This window comes from Shewanella seohaensis, assembly GCF_023283775.1.
Classification (GTDB): Bacteria; Pseudomonadota; Gammaproteobacteria; order Enterobacterales; family Shewanellaceae; genus Shewanella; species Shewanella seohaensis.
The window spans coordinates 70,308-86,938 of record NZ_JAKILE010000018.1 but is presented as its reverse complement, the minus strand read 5'-3'; the positions used below and the strand labels follow the sequence as shown (position 1 = coordinate 86,938).

The window sequence follows — 16,631 nt, the reverse complement described above, 5'->3', positions numbered from 1 at the left end:
TATCTTGATCCAATTCACTAAGATGCACGGACTGGGCAACGATTTTATGGTGGTCGATGGTGTCACGCAGAACGTGTTCTTTTCGCCTGAGCAGATCCGCCGTTTAGCCGACCGTAACTTTGGTGTCGGTTTCGATCAACTTTTACTGGTTGAGCCGCCCTATGATCCCGATTTGGATTTTCACTATCGTATCTTTAATGCCGACGGTGGTGAGGTCGAAAACTGTGGCAATGGCGCCCGTTGTTTTGCGCGCTTTGTTCGTAATAAAGGGCTGACGAATAAGAATAAAATTCGTGTAAGCACCTCGGCGGGTAAGATGACTCTGCGCCTCGAACGTGACGGCACTGTCACTGTTAATATGGGCGTGCCTGTGCTCGATCCTAGCCAAATTCCTTTCAAAGCCAAGAAGGCCGAAAAAACCTATCTGCTGCAAACGTCGCAACAAACGTTTTTATGTGGCGCGGCGTCGATGGGTAATCCCCATTGCGTGCTCGATGTGGAAGATGTTGCTAACGCTAATGTCGCCGAGATTGGTGCACTACTCACTAAACATGAACGCTTTCCGCGCGGGGTAAACGTCGGCTTTATGCAGGTGGTGAACTCGGGCCATATTAAGCTTAGAGTTTACGAGCGTGGTGCGGCCGAGACCTTAGCCTGTGGCACAGGGGCTTGTGCCGCTGTGGTGGTAGGGCAGATCCAAGGCAAACTCGACCAACAGGTACGTGTAGACTTGCCGGGTGGCACCTTAACCATCAATTGGGAAGGTGAAGGCAAACCCCTGTGGATGACGGGGCCAGCGCAGCACGTTTACGATGGACAAATTCAGTTATGACCGAGCCTTTGATGCCGCAGACCGATCTTCCCTTCGATGAGTTGATTATTCGAGAGTACCTACTCGATAACCCAGACTTTTTTAATCGTTATCCCGAGCTGTTACTTGCGATGCGTTTACCCCATTCGGAGCGCGGCGCGATTTCCTTGGTCGAGCGTCGTCAAGAGTTACTGCGCCAACGGGTTGGGCAACTCGAAGAAGAAATCACCAGTCTGCTGGCGATGGCAGCGCGCAATGAAAAGATATTCCTCTTTAATACCGAGCTGTCTTTTAAATTACTTAATTGCGTTAATTTAGAAGCCCTTAAAGAAGTGCTGGCCGATAGTTTAAAGACGCAGTTTAATTTTACCCATGTGCGTCTGATCAGCGTGTTAGATGCCGATGTGGAGATGCAAGCGATTTGGGCTCAGCGTTTGCGCAAGGATTACTACTTTGGCAGGTTAACCCAGCAGGAAGCGAAACGCCTGTTTGGTAGCGAAGTGGGCTCTGTTGCGTTAGTCAAATTAGCCGATGAAATTCCGATGATTTTTGCCGTTGCTAGCCAAGATGCGGCGCATTTCCATCCCGATATGGACAATATGTTGCTCGAACAATTGCGCCGATTACTCGCACATATGCTGGCCAAACTTTAAGGTACATGGTTCGCCTTGCCTCAATTGCGTAATGATGAGGAGATGGAGATGACCCCGCAGTGTCAGTCTTATTTGCAGCAGTTTGAAACCTATATGCAGTCTGAGCGCCAGTTATCGGCGCATACGGTTCGCAATTATATGTACGAATTGCAGCGGGGAAGCGAGTTACTGCCAGAGGGCGTCGATCTGCTCAATGTGGGTCGTGAGCATTGGCAACAGGTGCTTGCTAAGCTGCATCGCAAGGGCTTGAGCCCGCGCTCGCTATCATTGTGGTTGTCGGCCATCAAACAGTGGGGAGAGTTTTTATTGCGCTCAGGCGTGATTGAACTTAATCCTGCCAAGGGGCTGAGTGCGCCCAAACAAGCCAAACCGTTACCGAAGAATATCGACGTTGATTCTATCTCGCATCTGCTCGCGATTGAGGGCAATGATCCGCTGACCCTGCGTGATAAAGCCATTATGGAGCTGTTTTACTCTAGTGGATTGCGCTTGGCTGAACTGGCGGCGCTGGACTTATCCAGCGTGCAATACGACCAGCATGAAGTGCGCGTGTTAGGCAAAGGCAACAAAGAGCGCATCGTCCCCGTTGGGCGTTACGCCATAGAGGCCATCAATGCTTGGCTCAAGTGCCGCAAACAAATTTCCTGTGAAGATAATGCATTGTTTGTCACGGAGAAGGGCAAGCGTTTGTCCCATCGCAGTATTCAGGCGCGCATGAGTAAATGGGGTCAGGAGCAGGCGCTTTCTATGCGGGTGCATCCCCATAAGTTACGCCATTCCTTTGCGACGCACATGCTGGAATCCAGTGCCGATTTGCGGGCGGTGCAGGAATTATTGGGTCACGAAAACCTGTCGACCACGCAAATTTATACCAGTTTAGATTTCCAACACTTAGCTAAGGTGTATGATAACGCCCATCCTAGAGCGAAAAAACAACAGGATAAATAATGCGTTGTTATCTTAGACCCCAGAATATTCGTGCGATCAGCTTCGATCTCGACGATACCTTATACGATAACGAGCCTCATATTCTGAATGCCGAAGCCGAGCTAACGCAGTTTTTGCATCAGGCTTTTCCGCTGACTCAGGCTTGGCAACCGCAGCAATGGCGACTGCTCAAGTTACAGTTGCTGCAGCAAAATCCCGCCCTCGCCCATGACACCTCTGCGGCGCGAATTGCGACTCTGCATAAAGGTCTTTCGCTGCTCGGTTATAGTGAGTCGGAGGCAAAACGGGGCGCACAGGAAGGTTTGGATTGTTTCTATTTTCATCGCAGCCATTTTCAGGTTTCAGACGAAGTCTTGGCGCTGCTCACGCGCTTATCGACCCATTTTCGGTTGATTGGTATCACCAATGGCAATGTGGACGCACAGCGCATTGGCTTGAGTGACGTGTTCGAGTTTGTGCTGCATCCTGGTAGTGGTGTACGGATGAAACCCGCTAAAGATATGTTTTCACAGGCCTGCGAAAGGTTAGATATCGGTTTAGACGAACTGCTACACGTTGGCGATAGTATGAATGCCGATGTTCGCGGTGCGCGCTTAGCGGGCTGCCAGTCGGTCTGGCTCAACCCGAGTTTTGGCCGCGTGGCGTCGCTGCCGATAGCAGCCCTATTACCCCATATGGAAATTGCGACCCTCGATGCTCTGCTGGAGATCTTGTTGCCTTAATTTGGTTTAAGGAAAGTTGAGCTAAGTTATCCACTGAATTAAGCGATAGCTTAAGGTGATAAGGATCAAAGATTGCTTCACGGCTTTGCCGTAGAGTGTTCGATATCTTTCACTCGGTTGTTACGCCATCACTGTCAAGGAACTGCTATGGTGCGTTTAAGTCTGTTGCTCCTCTTGAGTCTATCGTTTATTGCCCCTGCGTCAGCGCACGAAATCCACTCCGGTGGTGGTTTTATGGCGGGCTTTAATCATCCCGTTTTGGGCTTTGACCATCTCCTTGCCATGTTGAGTGTGGGCATGCTCAGTACTCAATTGGGCGGCCGAGCCATTTGGACTGTGCCCTTAGCCTTTGTGTGTTTTATGTTGGTCGGTGGCATTTTAGGCCTGTATGCGATTCCGGTGCCCTTTGTCGAAATTGGCATTGCGCTATCTGTCTTATTGCTTGGGCTGGCGATAGCTTTTGATCGCCAACTTCCGCTGTTGTTTGCCATGGCTTTTGTGGGCGTGTTTGCGATTTTCCATGGCCATGCCCATGGGATGGAAATGCCCGAACTCGCCAGTCCCATACTCTATGCCTTCGGTTTCTTGTTTGGCACTGCGGTCATTCATCTTGGTGGGGTCATGTTAGGATTAGGTATGCAGCGCGTGACGGGCCAACGCAGCTTAATGCGGGTATCGGGCGTGGCGATTGCCGCTATGGGTGGATATTTACTCGCAGGCTTTTAATGGCTTAACGCGCCTTGAGTTGCTTAGTGCAATGATGGGCGCGGCGCAGCATTTGCGTGACCTGTCTTCGGCTGGCGTGCATGTCGGCATCTCCCACGCGAAAATAAGTCCCAGTATAAGGATCTGTGCCGATAAACACGGGCTTTAGGTGCTCTGGCGCGAGTGGCACGCGAATTCTTATCAGCTTTTTATTCATAATTTCAATCAGCTGCACATCAGAAATCGCCAAGATATTATGGCTGGTGCGGCTTGGATCATCGAGGATTTCCCAAAACTCCTGCAACACGGGCAGGGGATTAGGAATGCCTTCAATGGTGAAATGACCATGTTCTTCACGTACCCCGAGGATAATCTCGCCACCTAAGGTGTTAGCGAAGGAGCTATAGGTCGCCCAAATATCTTCGGGGAGCTGACCTTGACCATCGCGGCCCCGCGCGAGTTTGAACTCCACTTGGGCGGACTCATGCAGTGAACCAATATCATCGAGTGCGAATGTGGGGTATGTCATGGCGGCGGCTCCTTGCGTAGCACACCACTTTTTGTAACACGCCAAAATAACAAAGGCCAGCAGTTGTGCTGGCCTTTGTTGTGAATCAGCAGTCTGTACTAGGCGAGTTGTAGCGCCTTAGGGAAGAGAATGTTGTTCTCTAAATGGATGTGTCGGTGCAAGTCTGCCTCAAATTCGACCAGAGTCGCGTAACAAACGCGCCATGTAGTGCAGGCGTATTCTGGCGGTGTAAAGTCGTTGGTTAACTCGTGTAGCTTTTGCAAAATTTGCCCAGCTTCTTCGTGCTCGTATTGCATCGCATTGATGGGGTTGCCTATATGCCCAAAACAACCTTGCACTTGCTCACCTTGGCTCATGGCGCGGATCGCGGGGAAGAGGATATTTTCTTCCTTCATCAAATGCGGCATTAAGTCTTCAATTAAGGCGCGCACCCAGCCAGCGAAGGGAATAATCTCGGCATAATGCTCACCATGGGCGCGTACCATTTTCTCTGAATATTCGAGCAATAACGGCGCCTTAGCGCGAACATATTGATGGTGGGTGCGCTCGATATAATCGATCAACTGGTCGAGTGGTAATTGATTGAGTTCATCTTCCTTGGCTCCCGAGTGGGAAACGGCCTCCAGTGCGGCGACGACTTGCTCAGTATTGGCCTCTGCTCGCTCGCAGGCATTGGCGAGTGCTCGACCACCCCCGCAGCAGAAATCGATACCAAATTGGCTAAATATGTGGGCGCGGCGAAAATCCTCTGCGACCAATTCCCCCACTTTGCGTTCAAGCCATGGGGTGATTGAGGCTGACTGTGCTTCAACTGGGTTTTCGGATGAGAGATGGGCAGATAACATAGCAACACTCCAAAGCGAGAATAATTTTACATGCATAATATTTGCAGCTTTATATTGGCGCAATAAATCCTGACTAAATTAGTCGGGCATATCACATTTCATGCAGTGAAATATCTCTAAGTGAGTAGGCAAAGTTGCCTTAAGGTCAGCGCGGTTCTATTACTTTGCTGTGGCGGGGAATTGTCGCTAATAAAGCAAAAAGGCGAGTCATTGCTGACTCGCCTTTTTAATACAACAGCTTAATCCTTGCGGATTAGTTCATGCCGTATTTCTTTAATTTTTTACGCAGAGTACCACGGTTGATACCTAGCATGTTTGCTGCGCGGGTTTGGTTGCCGCGAGTGTGTTGCATGATGATGTCAAGCAGAGGTGCTTCAACTTCACTTAGCACCATTTCATACACTTCTTGTGCTTCCTGACCGTCCAACTGTGCGAAGAAGTTAGTTACGGCACGCTTAACAGCGTCACGTAATAACTGGGGCTTGATAGTGCCGTTTGCGGTTTCGATTTTGCCAACGGTAAGCTGGTGAACTTCTGTGTTAGTTGTCTGATCAAACATTCTATTCTGCTCTTTATTAATTCTGTACTAATTCATCAAAATAATATTCCACCAAGGAATACTGTTCTGCAGCGGTTTCCAGCTGATTAAAGTCAGCCCGGAACTGGCGCTGATCCTCTTGGTCTAGGTACCATCCAATATGCTTTCTGGCGAAGCGGATACCCTTATATTCACCATACAAATCATAAAGTTTGGTGAGGTGTTCCAGCATCACTTGACGCTGTTCAGCCACCTCAATGGGCGCTAGCTTATTACCCGTATCCAAGTAGTGCTGGATTTCTCTGAAAATCCAAGGCCGTCCTTGAGCACCCCGTCCTATCATCAGAGCATCGACACCGGTATAGTCCAGCACGAAGCGGGCTTTCTCCGGACTGTCGATATCCCCATTCGCGACAACAGGAATCGAGACATTCTGTTTAATTGCTTTGATGGTGTCGTACTCGGCGTCGCCTCTGTACATGCATTGTCTCGTGCGGCCGTGAACGGCGAGCGAGGCGATACCACAATCCTCAGCAATCTGGGCGATTTGAACACCGTTCCTGTGTTCAGGCTCCCAGCCTGTGCGAATCTTTAACGTGACAGGCACCTCTACTGCAGCGACCACGGCTTGTAAAATTTCTTTCACTAAGGGTGGATTTTGCATTAGGGCAGAACCTGCCAGCTTTTTATTCACTTTTTTTGCCGGGCATCCCATGTTGATATCAATGATGTGGGCACCTTGTTCGACGTTGAACTGGGCGGCCTGCGCCATTAACTCTGGATCTGCACCTGCAATTTGCACTGAGCGAATACCTTCCTCGCCGGAATGCGTCATACGCTGGCGGCTCTTATCTGTGTCCCAAACTTCAGGATTCGATGAAAGCATCTCCGACACCGCTAAGGCTGCACCATAACGAAGACAGAGATTACGGAAAGCTTGATCGGTGACACCTGCCATTGGTGCCACGATCAGCTGATTCTTCAGTTGATAGGGTCCAATCTGCATTTACTGTTTCACCTTAGCTCTTCAAAGGGGCGCTATAGTAGCCCTTTTTATTGGCCGTGAAAAGGTCAATAAATGACCTAGGAGCAATTTTTTTTCTTGACTTTTTAGCCTTGAGAAGTCATCGACAAAATAAGCCTAAGCCAGTGGTGGCGCATGTTGCGCCACCCTTTAGCGTTATTTGCGCTTACCTGTCAAGCGGCTCCAATCTTCTTTGTGAGCCGCTTCGTCCATGTCGAACCATTGGCTATAGAAGTCAGAGATTTCTTGCGCTTGCTCTTTAAGCAGTCCAGAGAGGGCTAATTTACCGCCAGATTTAACGCGCTCGGCGATAAGGGGGGCAAGTTCACGCAGTGGGCCTGCGAGAATATTGGCAACTAACACATCGGCCTTAAGATCGGCGGGTTGATCTTCTGGCAGATAAAGTGCTAATTGGTCGGCAACATCGTTACGCTCGGCATTAGCTTTAGAGGCTTCGATGGCTTGATAGTCGATATCGATACCTGTGACCTTTTTTGCGCCCAGTTTCAGCGCCGCCACGGCGAGAATGCCTGAGCCGCAGCCAAAGTCGATCACTTCTTCATTGCTGAGATCTAAGCTATCTAACCACTCTAAACACAGTGCTGTCGTTGGGTGAGTGCCTGTGCCGAAGGCTAGGCCCGGATCTAAGATCACGTTCACTGCGCTTGGGTCAGGGACTTCACGCCAGCTTGGGCAAATCCATAGGCGTTTACCGAATTGGATTGGGTGATAGTTATCCATCCACTCACGAACCCAGTCTTTATCTTCAATTTGCTCGATTTTGTGGCTGAAGTGCTCGCCTAAAAACGGCAGGGTTTTCAGCATCTCGATAGTCGGTGCGAGATCTGTGTCTGCCTCGAACAGGGCAACCACAACGGTATCTTGCCACAGAGGGGTTTCGCCAAGTTTAGGCTCAAAAATCGGGGTGTCTTTACCATCTTCAAAGGTAATAGAAACGGCGCCTTCTTCCATAAGTAAGTCGCTGATGGTTTCAGCATCGTCACTGTTAGTGTTAATGCGAAGTTGGATCCAAGGCATGGGTAAAATCCTGTGGCTAGGTTTAAAAAATATCGCGCTATTGTATACCCAAACTGCGCTAATTTGCAGAATGCGATGGCAATTAAACGTGAGTGATGGTGAGGAGGTGGATTGAGGGATTCGTGCGAACAATCTAGGGGGTTTTGGTAGTAAACGAGGTTTATTTCAGCATGGACAAGGAGTTAGCTTGTTAGCTTTTGGTTGTACGCAAAATCGAACCGCTCGTTTCGATTTTTAATATAAAGCCATGAAATATAATGGTTAATTGGTTTTACCTTTGTTTGGTTTTTACGACTTTTTTGTGATCCTCTTCTAAGAGTTGACGCTTATCCCGTGAGTTGCCTCACGCTTTAAATCTGTGACACTCAGCCGCGTTTTTTGTTGCTGCTATGGTGTAGTTTGCAAAGAGGCGTCAACAAACCATTAAAGGGTAAAAGCAAGATGACAAGCGTAACGCGCGTTCACACTAGCGTGAAAACACAGGGGATAGGTCACCCTTGGTCGGCTAAGGCCGATAGATTACAGAGCGCGACTGGTATTATGCTGGGCTGCTTTCTGTTGTTACATATGCATTTCGAGTCGAGCATTCTGCTGGGTAAAGAGGCCTTTTACCATGTGGTGCAGTTGCTCGAAGGCGGTATGTTTAGCAGTACGGGCCATGGCTTTCCGATTGTCACTAAAGTCTTCTCAGTGTTTATGCTGCTCGTGGTGATTCTACATGCTGCCGTTGCTCTTAGGCGGTTTCCGGCGCAGCTTGGGCAGTGGCGAGCGTTGCGATCACATTTAGGTGGCATTAAACATCGCGATACCCATGCTTGGTTTTGGCAGTTGATCACGGGTTTTATTCTGTTTTTCTTGGTGCCTGTCCACCTCTTTACCATGATCTTAAATCCTGAAATCGGTCCACATTTATCGGCCGAGCGTGTCTATCACGATAATGCTTGGTTGCTCTACGCCCTGTTGCTGCCCGCAGTCGTCATCCACGCCATGATTGGTTTATACCGAGTGGCGGTTAAATGGGGCATCACGACCCAGCGCTCCGGCTTACGTAAGCTTGCTAAAGTATTGATTATCTATTTGTTGTGCCTAGGTAGTGCGAGCTTGGTCTCCTATATGTTTATCGGTAGTGAGCTAAGTGTGCCGGTGCTGCCTTACGTGCCCCATTGATTGAAATCCAATTCTGCTGCGTTTATCCCTGATGGATTTGGGCGCAGCAGGATTTTGTTTCGCTGCTAATATTTAAGCATTCGATTAATTATTCGCCTCCTAGTTGATCTAACTCAGGTTTTTTGATGGATTTGTGAGCGATATTAATTTTCGAGGACAACTTATTAAGCAGGGCTCTCAGGAGCCTGCGGCGCGAGGCGAAAGCAATGGCAATCAAACTAAGTATAAAAAAATGGAGTGCGTGGCTGGATTTAAGCCAGAGTTTGTCGGGTGTCATTCTGGCGGTGTTTTTGTGGACCCACTTAGTGCTGGTGTCGTCCATTTTATTGGGTGGCGATGCCATGAACTGGGTGGCTCGCACTATGGAGCTGAGTTTTCTCTCCAGTGATGGTCATGGCTATCCTTGGGTGGTGACGTGTATTGCTGTGGGGATTGCCGCCCTAGCATTGGTGCATGTGATCGTGGCACTGCAAAAGTTACCCATGAGTTTGCGCCAGCAAAGAGCGCTCAAACAACAGATGCAAGTGATTAATCACAGTGATACTCGCCTCTGGCGTTGGCAGGCCATTACGGGTGTGGTGATCCTGTTATTGCTGCCGGTGCATCTATGGCTTATCGGCTCGGCGCCAGAAACCATAGGCCCGCAGGGCAGTGCAGAGCGGATTTGGAATCAAGGCGTGTGGATGGTGTATCTACCGTTATTGCTGACGGTGGAGTTACATGCGGCCATCGGGATTTACCGCGTAGCACTGAAGTGGGGGGCGGCGCGGGATCTCAATAGTCGCAGCCGTTTACGTAAGATTAAAACCATTGTGAGTATCGCGTTTGTCACTGTAGGGATTGCCTCCTTATTGGCATTTTTACCCCACGCGAGTTAGCGAATATAACAAAAGAGTGTTGTCCTAAAACAATAACAGCAGTACCCGTTAAGGAGCAGGCGTGAAACTGATTTATACCGATTCATTAGTGGTTGGTGCCGGATTGGCTGGCCTGAGGGTGGCCATTGCCTCTAAAGAGCGCGGGTTAGATACCTTAGTGCTATCGCTTATCCCCGCTAAACGTTCTCACTCTGCGGCGGCACAGGGCGGAATGCAGGCAAGCCTTGGCAATGCAGTTAAAGGCATGGGTGATGATGAAGACGTGCATTTTCAAGATACGGTGAAAGGATCGGACTGGGGCTGCGATCAAGACGTCGCCAGAATGTTTGCCCATTGTGCGCCTAAGGCGGTGCGTGAATTAGCCAACTGGGGCGTGCCTTGGACACGTGTAACCGCAGGCCCGAGGGACGTCATTGTTAACGCACAAAAAGTCACCTTGCAGGAAGCCGAAGAGGCCCACGGTCTGATCAATGCCCGCGACTTTGGTGGTACCAAAAAGTGGCGCACCTGCTACACCGCCGATGGTACGGGTCACTCCTTACTCTATGCCATGGATAACAAAGCGATTTCGATGGATATTCCTGTCCACGAACGCGTCGAAGCGCTCTCGATTATCCATGACGGTCAACGCTGTCACGGGGTGATTGCCCGCTGTTTAATCACGGGCGAGTTGCGTGCCTACGTCGCGAAATCGACCACCATCGCCACCGGTGGTTATGGCCGGATTTATGAAGTCTCAACCAATGCAATTATCTGCGAGGGGATAGGTCAGGCGCTGGCGCTCGAAACGGGCGTTGCGACCCTTGGCAACATGGAAGCGGTACAGTTCCACCCAACGGCAATTGTGCCCGTGGGGATTTTAACCACAGAAGGTTGCCGCGGTGATGGTGGCTTGCTGCGGGATAAAGACGGTTACCGTTTTATGCCGGACTATGAGCCAGAGAAGAAAGAGCTGGCGTCGCGGGACGTGGTGTCTCGCCGCATGACCGAGCATATGCGTAAAGGTAAGGGCGTTGATAGCCCCTACGGCCCGCATTTATGGCTCGATATCACCCTACTTGGGCGTAAGCATATCGAAACCAACCTGCGTGAAGTGCAGGAGATTTGCGAAAACTTCCTCGGTATCGATCCCGCGAAGGATTGGATCCCCGTTCGTCCAACTCAGCACTATTCGATGGGCGGGATCCGCACTAAGGCGACGGGCGAGAGTCCGCAGCTTAAGGGCTTATTCAGCGTCGGTGAAGCGGCCTGTTGGGATATGCATGGCTTTAACCGCTTGGGCGGCAACTCGCTCGCCGAAACCGTGGTGGGCGGCATGATTATCGGCAAATATGTGGCTGATTTTTGTGAGAATAATAGCCTTGAAATCGACACTCAGCTTGCCGAAAAATTTATGCGACAGGTACAGACTGAAATCGACACCTTAGTCGATGGCGAAGGCCACGAAAGTCCCTTTGAGCTGAAGCGCGAAATGCAGCGGATTATGATGGATTACGTGGGGATTTTCCGTAACGGCCCTGAGCTTGATAAAGCGGTGACTGAGCTAAAGGCGCTGCTTGAACGCTCACGTAAACTCGGTATTAAGTGCAAGAAACGCCATGCCAATCCTGAGCTGGTAGAAGCGCTAAGGGTGAAGCGCATGCTCAAAGTCGCACTGACCGTTGCCTGTGGCGCAGCAGCGCGTACCGAGAGCCGTGGTGCCCACGCCCGTGAGGATTATCCGCAGCGTAATGACAGAGACTGGCTCAACCGTACTCTCGCCAGTTGGCCCGATGCCGAGGCGTTGGCCCCCGTTTTAAGCTACGAGCCGTTGGATGTGATGAAGATGGAGCTGCCGCCGGGATACCGGGGTTATGGTATCGATAATGCCATCGCACACCCCGATACAGCCAAACGCGAGCAACAAATTGCCGATATTTTGGCTGGGCTGGGTGACGATGCCGATCGTTATCAACGCCAAGCGGCGCTGATGCCATTCGAGCTGCCGCCGAGCTTACAAGCTAAAAATGAACGTTTAAGCGATACCTTACAAAGACCATCAGCCAATGTGCTAGGAGAAAAATCATAATGAGCCAAGGTCGCCAGTTAACCTTTAATATTTTTCGTTATGATCCGCAGGAGCCAAACGATAAGCCGAAGATGGTGCGTTATCAGCTCACCGAAACGCCGGGCATGACGGTATTTATTGCTCTCAATAAGCTCAGAGAAGAGCAAGATACCTCGTTGCAGTTTGACTTTGTCTGTCGGGCGGGGATTTGCGGCAGTTGTGCCATGGTGATCAATGGTTTCCCAACCTTAGCTTGCCGCACCTTAACCGCCAAATATCCCAAGGGAGAAATCACCCTAATGCCATTACCTGGCTTTGAATTGATTGGTGATTTATCGGTTAACACGGGTAAGTTTATGCGCGAACTCGCCGAGCGCTTGAAGCTGTGGTTACACCCAAAGGCGAATGATATCAGTATTCATCGCCTCGAAGAGCCTATGGCGCCAGAGGAAGCGGCGCGGCTCTATGAATTAGAACGGTGCGTCGAGTGTGGGGTTTGTGTGTCTGCCTGTGCCACTAAACAAATGCGTGAGACCTTTGTTGGGGCCGTGGGGATGATGAAAATAGCCCGTTTTGAACTCGATAGCCGCGATGCGCGCACGGCTGAAGATTTTTACCATGTGATTGGTAATCAGGATGGCGTGTTTGGTTGTATGACCTTGCTCGGCTGCCAAGACAACTGTCCGAAGGATTTGCCTCATATGCAGCAGATAGCCTATCTGCGCCGCAAAATGGCGATGACCTTAGTTTAATTTCTGTTAGCTGTTTGATTCAAAAAGCAAAGCGCCTTATTAGGCGCTTTACTTTTGGTCGTTAACAGGCATAGGTTTTATGAATATCAACCTGCTTAACGAGTTCTTCTGATTCCGTTACGAAATCACTAAAGTGTGGACTTGCCATATGTGCCTCCAGCGCTGCTTGAGATTGCCACACTTCATACATCCAGAAATGATTTGCATTATCTAAAGAGCGATGCAGCGTATACTCAAAACAACCAGCCTCTGTGTGGGTGTCCCTCACTAACTGTTTGAGCAAGTTAAACAGCGCGTCAGTTTGGCCTGGATGCGCTTGAATTTGCGCAAAGACTGTCACTTTCATTGGCTAAATCCTTCGAGCACGATTTTACCTATGGCCTTACCCGACTCAATCTGCGCATGCGCTTTAAGTAAGTTTTGCGCATTAATGGCGCCATAGTGTTCGCCAAAGGTACTTTGAACTGTGCCTGCATCAATCAGCTCGGCGATACGATTGAGCAAATGATGCTGGGCAATCATGTCTTCGGTTTGAAAGAGGCTGCGGGTAAACATGAGCTCCCAATGTAGTGACAGGCTTTTAAGTTTAAGCTTCATCACGTCCAGTGGGCCGACGGGATCGTCAATGAGTGCCAGTTTACCTTGGGGTCTGAGGACTTTTACGATTTCGTCAAAGTGCTTATCGGTTTGGGTTAGGCTAATCACATGGGTGACATCGGCAATATCCAACTTCGCCAGTTCCTGCGAGAGTGGCTGTTGGTGATTGATAACCTGATTCGCGCCTAACTTTTTCACCCAAGCGGCAGATGCGGGGCGTGATGCTGTGCCAATCACCTCGGCGCCTGTCAGTTTGACCGCAAGCTGAGTGATGATAGAACCTACGCCGCCTGCGGCACCGATAATCAAAATCCGCGCATTCGTGGCAGAGCCATCCTGAGGTAAGCCTAAACGGTCAAACAGTAATTCCCAAGCCGTGATACTGGTTAGTGGCAGGGCTGCAGCCTGGGCATTGCTTAAGGTTTGCGGTTTATGGCCCACAATGCGCTCATCGACTAACTGATACTCGGCATAACTGCCGCTGCGGCTAATATCGCCGGCATACCAGACTTCATCACCTACCTTAAACAGGCTGACTTTATCCCCTACGGCTTTAACGACTCCGACGGCATCCCAACCGAGGATTTTATATTCCCCTGCTGGAGCTGAGCTTGATGCGCGGATTTTGGTATCGACGGGATTAACGGATATGGCTTTCACCTCAACTAACAGGTCAAAACCTTGCGGTGTAGGTTTAGGTAAGGTGATGTTTTGTAATGCATTGGGCGCATCGACGGCTCCCGCGGTTTGATAACCTATGGCTTTCATCTTGATTCCTCGCTTGCGGCTGGTGTCTGTACTTGTCAATGGCAACTATTGTGTGGAATATTAAAGCCTAGATAAATGGGGTAAACTTTGTAATTTTTTCAAAGGATTTTTGAAAATCATGCTGCTGAATGATCTCGCACTATTTGTTCGCGTTGCCGATTGCGGCAGTATTTCGGCTGCCGCGGTCGAAATGGAACTCTCGGCGGCATCGGCGAGCGCAGCGATTAAACGGCTTGAAAAACAACTCGATACTAGCCTATTTGTACGTACGACCCGAAGCCTGAGATTAACTGCTCAAGGTGAGCGCTATCTTATCCATTGCCGCCGTGCCTTGAGTGATCTCGCCCTCGGGGAGCAGGCGATCGCCAGCGATAAAGGTAAAATCTCTGGCACCTTGAGCCTGTCGGTTTCATCCGATTTTGGGCGTAACTTATTTGTCCCTTGGCTCGATGACTTCCTGTTAGATTTTCCGCAGCTACAGGTGCGGCTGCATTTGGGCGATAACATCAGCAGCTTTTACCACGATAAAATTGATGTCGCGGTGCGTTACGGTAAACCTCAGGACTCCAATCAGGTCGCTTTTCCGATTTGCTGCGCCGACCGATTGCTATGTGCTTCACCTGAATATCTCGCCAAGTTTGGCAACCCCGAGACCTTAGAACAGCTAGCACAGCACAATTGTTTGTTTTATAAACTCGATGACCGCACCCATGATCAATGGCAATTTGAGCGTGATGGTCAGGAATTTAAAATCCGCGTGACGGGTAATCGCAGCGCCAATGATGCTGAGATTGCGCGACGCTGGGCAGTGGCTGGTAAGGGTTTAGTGTTCAAGTCGAGCTTAGATCTGGCGGAGGATATTATGGCTGGGCGCCTTGTGCCCTTGCTGCCTGAATATCGGGGCGAATCGGTCAATTTATACTTAGTGTGCCCTGGGCGTGAGCATGTCACGCCCGTGGTGCTGTTGCTTCGTGAAATGCTCAGGCAACAGACTCAAACCTTAAGTCGTGCCCTAGCAACATACCTTAAATCTGAAACACAGTTTAAATAACAATTGAATGTGGGAATCAGAGGGAGTTCGCTGAGGCTTGATAAGTGGTTGCCTTCGCGATTTCCTCTGTGAAGAGGGCTCATCGCTCTGTGATTTAATCTTGTCCAGCTAAACTCGGCGCAATAAAAAAGCCGCATTAAGCGGCTTTTTTGAAAGATTTGACCCTAAACCTAGGATTAAGACTTAGCGCGTTTCATCGCGGTGAAGAATTCTTCGTTGGTCTTAGTCATAGCCAGTTTATCGATCAGGAATTCCATTGCGCTGACTTCATCCATTGGATTTAAGATCTTACGCAGGATCCACATCTTTTGCAGTTCATCTGGCGTGGTCAGTTTTTCTTCGCGACGAGTACCACTGCGGTTGAAGTCAATTGCAGGGAATACGCGTTTTTCAGCGGCCTTGCGTGACAGATGCAGTTCTTGGTTACCTGTACCTTTGAACTCTTCGTAGATCACTTCGTCCATTTTCGAGCCAGTATCAACCAGAGCGGTAGCAATAATCGTTAAGCTGCCGCCGTTTTCGATGTTACGAGCCGCACCGAAGAAGCGCTTAGGACGGTGCAGGGCGTTTGCATCCACACCACCAGTTAACACTTTGCCCGATGATGGGATAACAGTGTTGTAGGCGCGAGCCAAACGAGTGATAGAGTCGAGTAGAATCACTACGTCTTTCTTGTGCTCAACTAAACGCTTGGCTTTTTCAATGACCATTTCAGCCACTTGTACGTGACGGCTAGCTGGTTCGTCGAAGGTCGATGCAATCACTTCGCCTTGAACTAGGCGTTGCATCTCGGTCACTTCTTCAGGACGTTCATCGATCAGCAGTACCATCAACACGACTTCTGGGTTGTTGTAGGTGATTGACTGAGCAATGTTTTGCAGTAATAAGGTTTTACCCGCTTTTGGTGGCGCGACGATCAGACCACGTTGACCCTTACCGATAGGCGAGCATAAATCCAGAATACGGGCAGTGATGTCTTCAGTAGAGCCATTACCACGCTCCATGCGCATACGTTCTTCTGCGTGGAGTGGGGTTAAGTTTTCAAAGAGGATTTTGTTGCGAGAGTTTTCAGGTTTATCGAAGTTAACTTCGTTAACTTTTAGCAGGGCAAAATAACGTTCACCTTCTTTTGGTGGGCGAATCTTGCCAAAAATCGTGTCGCCCGTTCGCATGTTAAAGCGGCGAATTTGGCTTGGTGATACATAAATATCATCCGGGCCAGCTAAGTAAGATCCATCTGCACTACGTAAGAAACCGAATCCGTCTTGGAGTATTTCTAATACACCACCACCGAAAATGTCTTCGCCGCTTTTGGCGTGGGCTTTAAGAATAGAGAAAATAATGTCCTGCTTGCGAGCGCGGGCCATATTTTCGAGTTTCATATTTTCGGCTAGCGAGACTAGGTCGGATATCGGCGTGTCTTTTAATTCAGTTAAGTTCATGTTGGGGATCTTGTGTTACGCGACAAAGCTTACCGCGATCAATCAGTAAAGTTTGTGATTCAGGATAGTGATTGACGAGCGAGAAGTGGTTTAGTTAGAAAGAATCTGGTTATTAA

Annotated in this window: 18 protein-coding genes; 10 read left to right on the top strand and 8 right to left on the bottom strand. The window is 49.6% G+C overall.

Annotated elements, in window-relative coordinates:
• Positions 1 to 4 precede the first annotated feature (4 nt).
• The 5 genes from dapF (at position 5) to L2713_RS18445 (ending at position 3,860) form a co-directional block, all read left to right on the top strand.
• Entirely contained in the window at positions 5 to 832 is an 828-nt protein-coding gene (dapF, locus tag L2713_RS18465; RefSeq protein ID WP_011621198.1) for a diaminopimelate epimerase, read from the top strand.
• Positions 829 to 1,464, top strand: coding sequence for a DUF484 family protein (locus L2713_RS18460; protein ID WP_011627404.1), 636 nt, complete (start codon positions 829 to 831; stop codon positions 1,462 to 1,464). The genes dapF and L2713_RS18460 overlap by 4 nt, the downstream gene beginning before the upstream one ends.
• Positions 1,465 to 1,512: 48 nt before the next feature.
• Entirely contained in the window at positions 1,513 to 2,412 is a 900-nt protein-coding gene (gene xerC / locus L2713_RS18455; RefSeq protein WP_248968888.1) for a tyrosine recombinase XerC, read from the top strand.
• Positions 2,412 to 3,134, top strand: a complete 723-nt coding sequence (locus L2713_RS18450) for an HAD-IA family hydrolase (protein ID WP_248968887.1) — start codon at positions 2,412 to 2,414, stop codon at positions 3,132 to 3,134. The genes xerC and L2713_RS18450 overlap by 1 nt, the downstream gene beginning before the upstream one ends.
• A 147-nt stretch (positions 3,135 to 3,281) precedes the next feature.
• Positions 3,282 to 3,860, top strand: a complete 579-nt coding sequence (locus L2713_RS18445; protein ID WP_011621202.1) for a HupE/UreJ family protein — start codon at positions 3,282 to 3,284, stop codon at positions 3,858 to 3,860.
• A gap of 4 nt (positions 3,861 to 3,864) precedes the next feature.
• On the opposite strand, the gene L2713_RS18440 is transcribed toward L2713_RS18445, so the two are convergent.
• From L2713_RS18440 to prmA, 5 genes are all read right to left on the bottom strand, one after another.
• Entirely contained in the window at positions 3,865 to 4,368 is a 504-nt protein-coding gene (locus L2713_RS18440) for an AlbA family DNA-binding domain-containing protein (RefSeq protein ID WP_109286796.1), read from the bottom strand.
• Positions 4,369 to 4,466: 98 nt separating this feature from the next.
• Positions 4,467 to 5,213 (bottom strand): iron-sulfur cluster repair di-iron protein, encoded by a 747-nt coding sequence (gene ric, locus L2713_RS18435; protein WP_248968886.1) that lies wholly within the window; start codon positions 5,211 to 5,213, stop codon positions 4,467 to 4,469.
• 253 nt (positions 5,214 to 5,466) lie between these two features.
• Positions 5,467 to 5,772, bottom strand: coding sequence for a DNA-binding transcriptional regulator Fis (fis, locus tag L2713_RS18430; protein ID WP_006083371.1), 306 nt, complete (start codon positions 5,770 to 5,772; stop codon positions 5,467 to 5,469).
• 16 nt (positions 5,773 to 5,788) lie between these two features.
• Complete coding sequence (gene dusB, locus L2713_RS18425; RefSeq protein ID WP_011621205.1) at positions 5,789 to 6,757, bottom strand: tRNA dihydrouridine synthase DusB; 969 nt, start codon at positions 6,755 to 6,757, stop codon at positions 5,789 to 5,791.
• Positions 6,758 to 6,931: 174 nt separating this feature from the next.
• Complete coding sequence (gene prmA, locus L2713_RS18420) at positions 6,932 to 7,813, bottom strand: 50S ribosomal protein L11 methyltransferase (RefSeq protein WP_011621206.1); 882 nt, start codon at positions 7,811 to 7,813, stop codon at positions 6,932 to 6,934.
• 441 nt (positions 7,814 to 8,254) lie between these two features.
• Between prmA and L2713_RS18415 the strand changes: the two genes are divergently transcribed.
• The 4 genes from L2713_RS18415 to L2713_RS18400 all read left to right on the top strand — a co-directional run bounded on the left by L2713_RS18415 (position 8,255) and on the right by L2713_RS18400 (position 12,657).
• Positions 8,255 to 8,980, top strand: coding sequence for a fumarate reductase cytochrome b subunit (locus L2713_RS18415; RefSeq protein WP_248968885.1), 726 nt, complete (start codon positions 8,255 to 8,257; stop codon positions 8,978 to 8,980).
• Between the two features lie 206 nt (positions 8,981 to 9,186).
• Positions 9,187 to 9,858 (top strand): fumarate reductase cytochrome b subunit, encoded by a 672-nt coding sequence (locus L2713_RS18410; protein WP_011621208.1) that lies wholly within the window; start codon positions 9,187 to 9,189, stop codon positions 9,856 to 9,858.
• Between the two features lie 61 nt (positions 9,859 to 9,919).
• Positions 9,920 to 11,926 carry a fumarate reductase flavoprotein subunit gene (locus L2713_RS18405; protein WP_248968884.1) on the top strand — a complete coding sequence of 669 codons (2,007 nt, stop codon included), beginning with the start codon at positions 9,920 to 9,922 and terminating at the stop codon, positions 11,924 to 11,926.
• Positions 11,926 to 12,657 carry a fumarate reductase iron-sulfur subunit gene (locus L2713_RS18400; RefSeq protein ID WP_011070759.1) on the top strand — a complete coding sequence of 244 codons (732 nt, stop codon included), beginning with the start codon at positions 11,926 to 11,928 and terminating at the stop codon, positions 12,655 to 12,657. Before L2713_RS18405 ends, L2713_RS18400 begins: the two co-directional genes overlap by 1 nt.
• A gap of 61 nt (positions 12,658 to 12,718) precedes the next feature.
• Here L2713_RS18400 and L2713_RS18395 read toward each other — a convergent pair whose 3' ends face one another.
• Both L2713_RS18395 and L2713_RS18390 read right to left on the bottom strand, forming a co-directional pair.
• Positions 12,719 to 13,003, bottom strand: a complete 285-nt coding sequence (locus L2713_RS18395) for a putative quinol monooxygenase (RefSeq protein WP_248968883.1) — start codon at positions 13,001 to 13,003, stop codon at positions 12,719 to 12,721.
• A complete protein-coding gene (locus tag L2713_RS18390; RefSeq protein ID WP_248968882.1) occupies positions 13,000 to 14,022 on the bottom strand; it encodes a zinc-binding alcohol dehydrogenase family protein in 1,023 nt (340 codons plus the stop codon). Before L2713_RS18390 ends, L2713_RS18395 begins: the two co-directional genes overlap by 4 nt.
• Positions 14,023 to 14,140: 118 nt before the next feature.
• Between L2713_RS18390 and L2713_RS18385 the strand changes: the two genes are divergently transcribed.
• Entirely contained in the window at positions 14,141 to 15,073 is a 933-nt protein-coding gene (locus L2713_RS18385) for a LysR family transcriptional regulator (protein ID WP_248968881.1), read from the top strand.
• A gap of 176 nt (positions 15,074 to 15,249) precedes the next feature.
• Here the strand turns inward: L2713_RS18385 and rho are convergent, their stop codons facing one another.
• Positions 15,250 to 16,515 (bottom strand): transcription termination factor Rho, encoded by a 1,266-nt coding sequence (gene rho / locus L2713_RS18380; RefSeq protein WP_011621213.1) that lies wholly within the window; start codon positions 16,513 to 16,515, stop codon positions 15,250 to 15,252.
• Between the last annotated feature and the right edge of the window lie 116 nt (positions 16,516 to 16,631).

Excerpts from the sequence above, each read along its gene's own strand:
- L2713_RS18460 (WP_011627404.1), top strand. The coding sequence starts at position 829 with ATGACCGAGCCTTTGATGCCGCAGACCGATCTTCCCTTCGATGAGTTG.
- xerC (WP_248968888.1), top strand. The coding sequence starts at position 1,513 with ATGACCCCGCAGTGTCAGTCTTATTTGCAGCAGTTTGAAACCTATATG.
- L2713_RS18450 (WP_248968887.1), top strand. The coding sequence starts at position 2,412 with ATGCGTTGTTATCTTAGACCCCAGAATATTCGTGCGATCAGCTTCGAT.
- L2713_RS18445 (WP_011621202.1), top strand. The coding sequence starts at position 3,282 with ATGGTGCGTTTAAGTCTGTTGCTCCTCTTGAGTCTATCGTTTATTGCC.
- L2713_RS18440 (WP_109286796.1), bottom strand. The coding sequence starts at position 4,368 with ATGACATACCCCACATTCGCACTCGATGATATTGGTTCACTGCATGAG.
- ric (WP_248968886.1), bottom strand. The coding sequence starts at position 5,213 with ATGTTATCTGCCCATCTCTCATCCGAAAACCCAGTTGAAGCACAGTCA.
- fis (WP_006083371.1), bottom strand. The coding sequence starts at position 5,772 with ATGTTTGATCAGACAACTAACACAGAAGTTCACCAGCTTACCGTTGGC.
- dusB (WP_011621205.1), bottom strand. The coding sequence starts at position 6,757 with ATGCAGATTGGACCCTATCAACTGAAGAATCAGCTGATCGTGGCACCA.
- prmA (WP_011621206.1), bottom strand. The coding sequence starts at position 7,813 with ATGCCTTGGATCCAACTTCGCATTAACACTAACAGTGACGATGCTGAA.
- L2713_RS18415 (WP_248968885.1), top strand. The coding sequence starts at position 8,255 with ATGACAAGCGTAACGCGCGTTCACACTAGCGTGAAAACACAGGGGATA.
- L2713_RS18410 (WP_011621208.1), top strand. The coding sequence starts at position 9,187 with ATGGCAATCAAACTAAGTATAAAAAAATGGAGTGCGTGGCTGGATTTA.
- L2713_RS18400 (WP_011070759.1), top strand. The coding sequence starts at position 11,926 with ATGAGCCAAGGTCGCCAGTTAACCTTTAATATTTTTCGTTATGATCCG.
- L2713_RS18395 (WP_248968883.1), bottom strand. The coding sequence starts at position 13,003 with ATGAAAGTGACAGTCTTTGCGCAAATTCAAGCGCATCCAGGCCAAACT.
- L2713_RS18390 (WP_248968882.1), bottom strand. The coding sequence starts at position 14,022 with ATGAAAGCCATAGGTTATCAAACCGCGGGAGCCGTCGATGCGCCCAAT.
- L2713_RS18385 (WP_248968881.1), top strand. The coding sequence starts at position 14,141 with ATGCTGCTGAATGATCTCGCACTATTTGTTCGCGTTGCCGATTGCGGC.
- rho (WP_011621213.1), bottom strand. The coding sequence starts at position 16,515 with ATGAACTTAACTGAATTAAAAGACACGCCGATATCCGACCTAGTCTCG.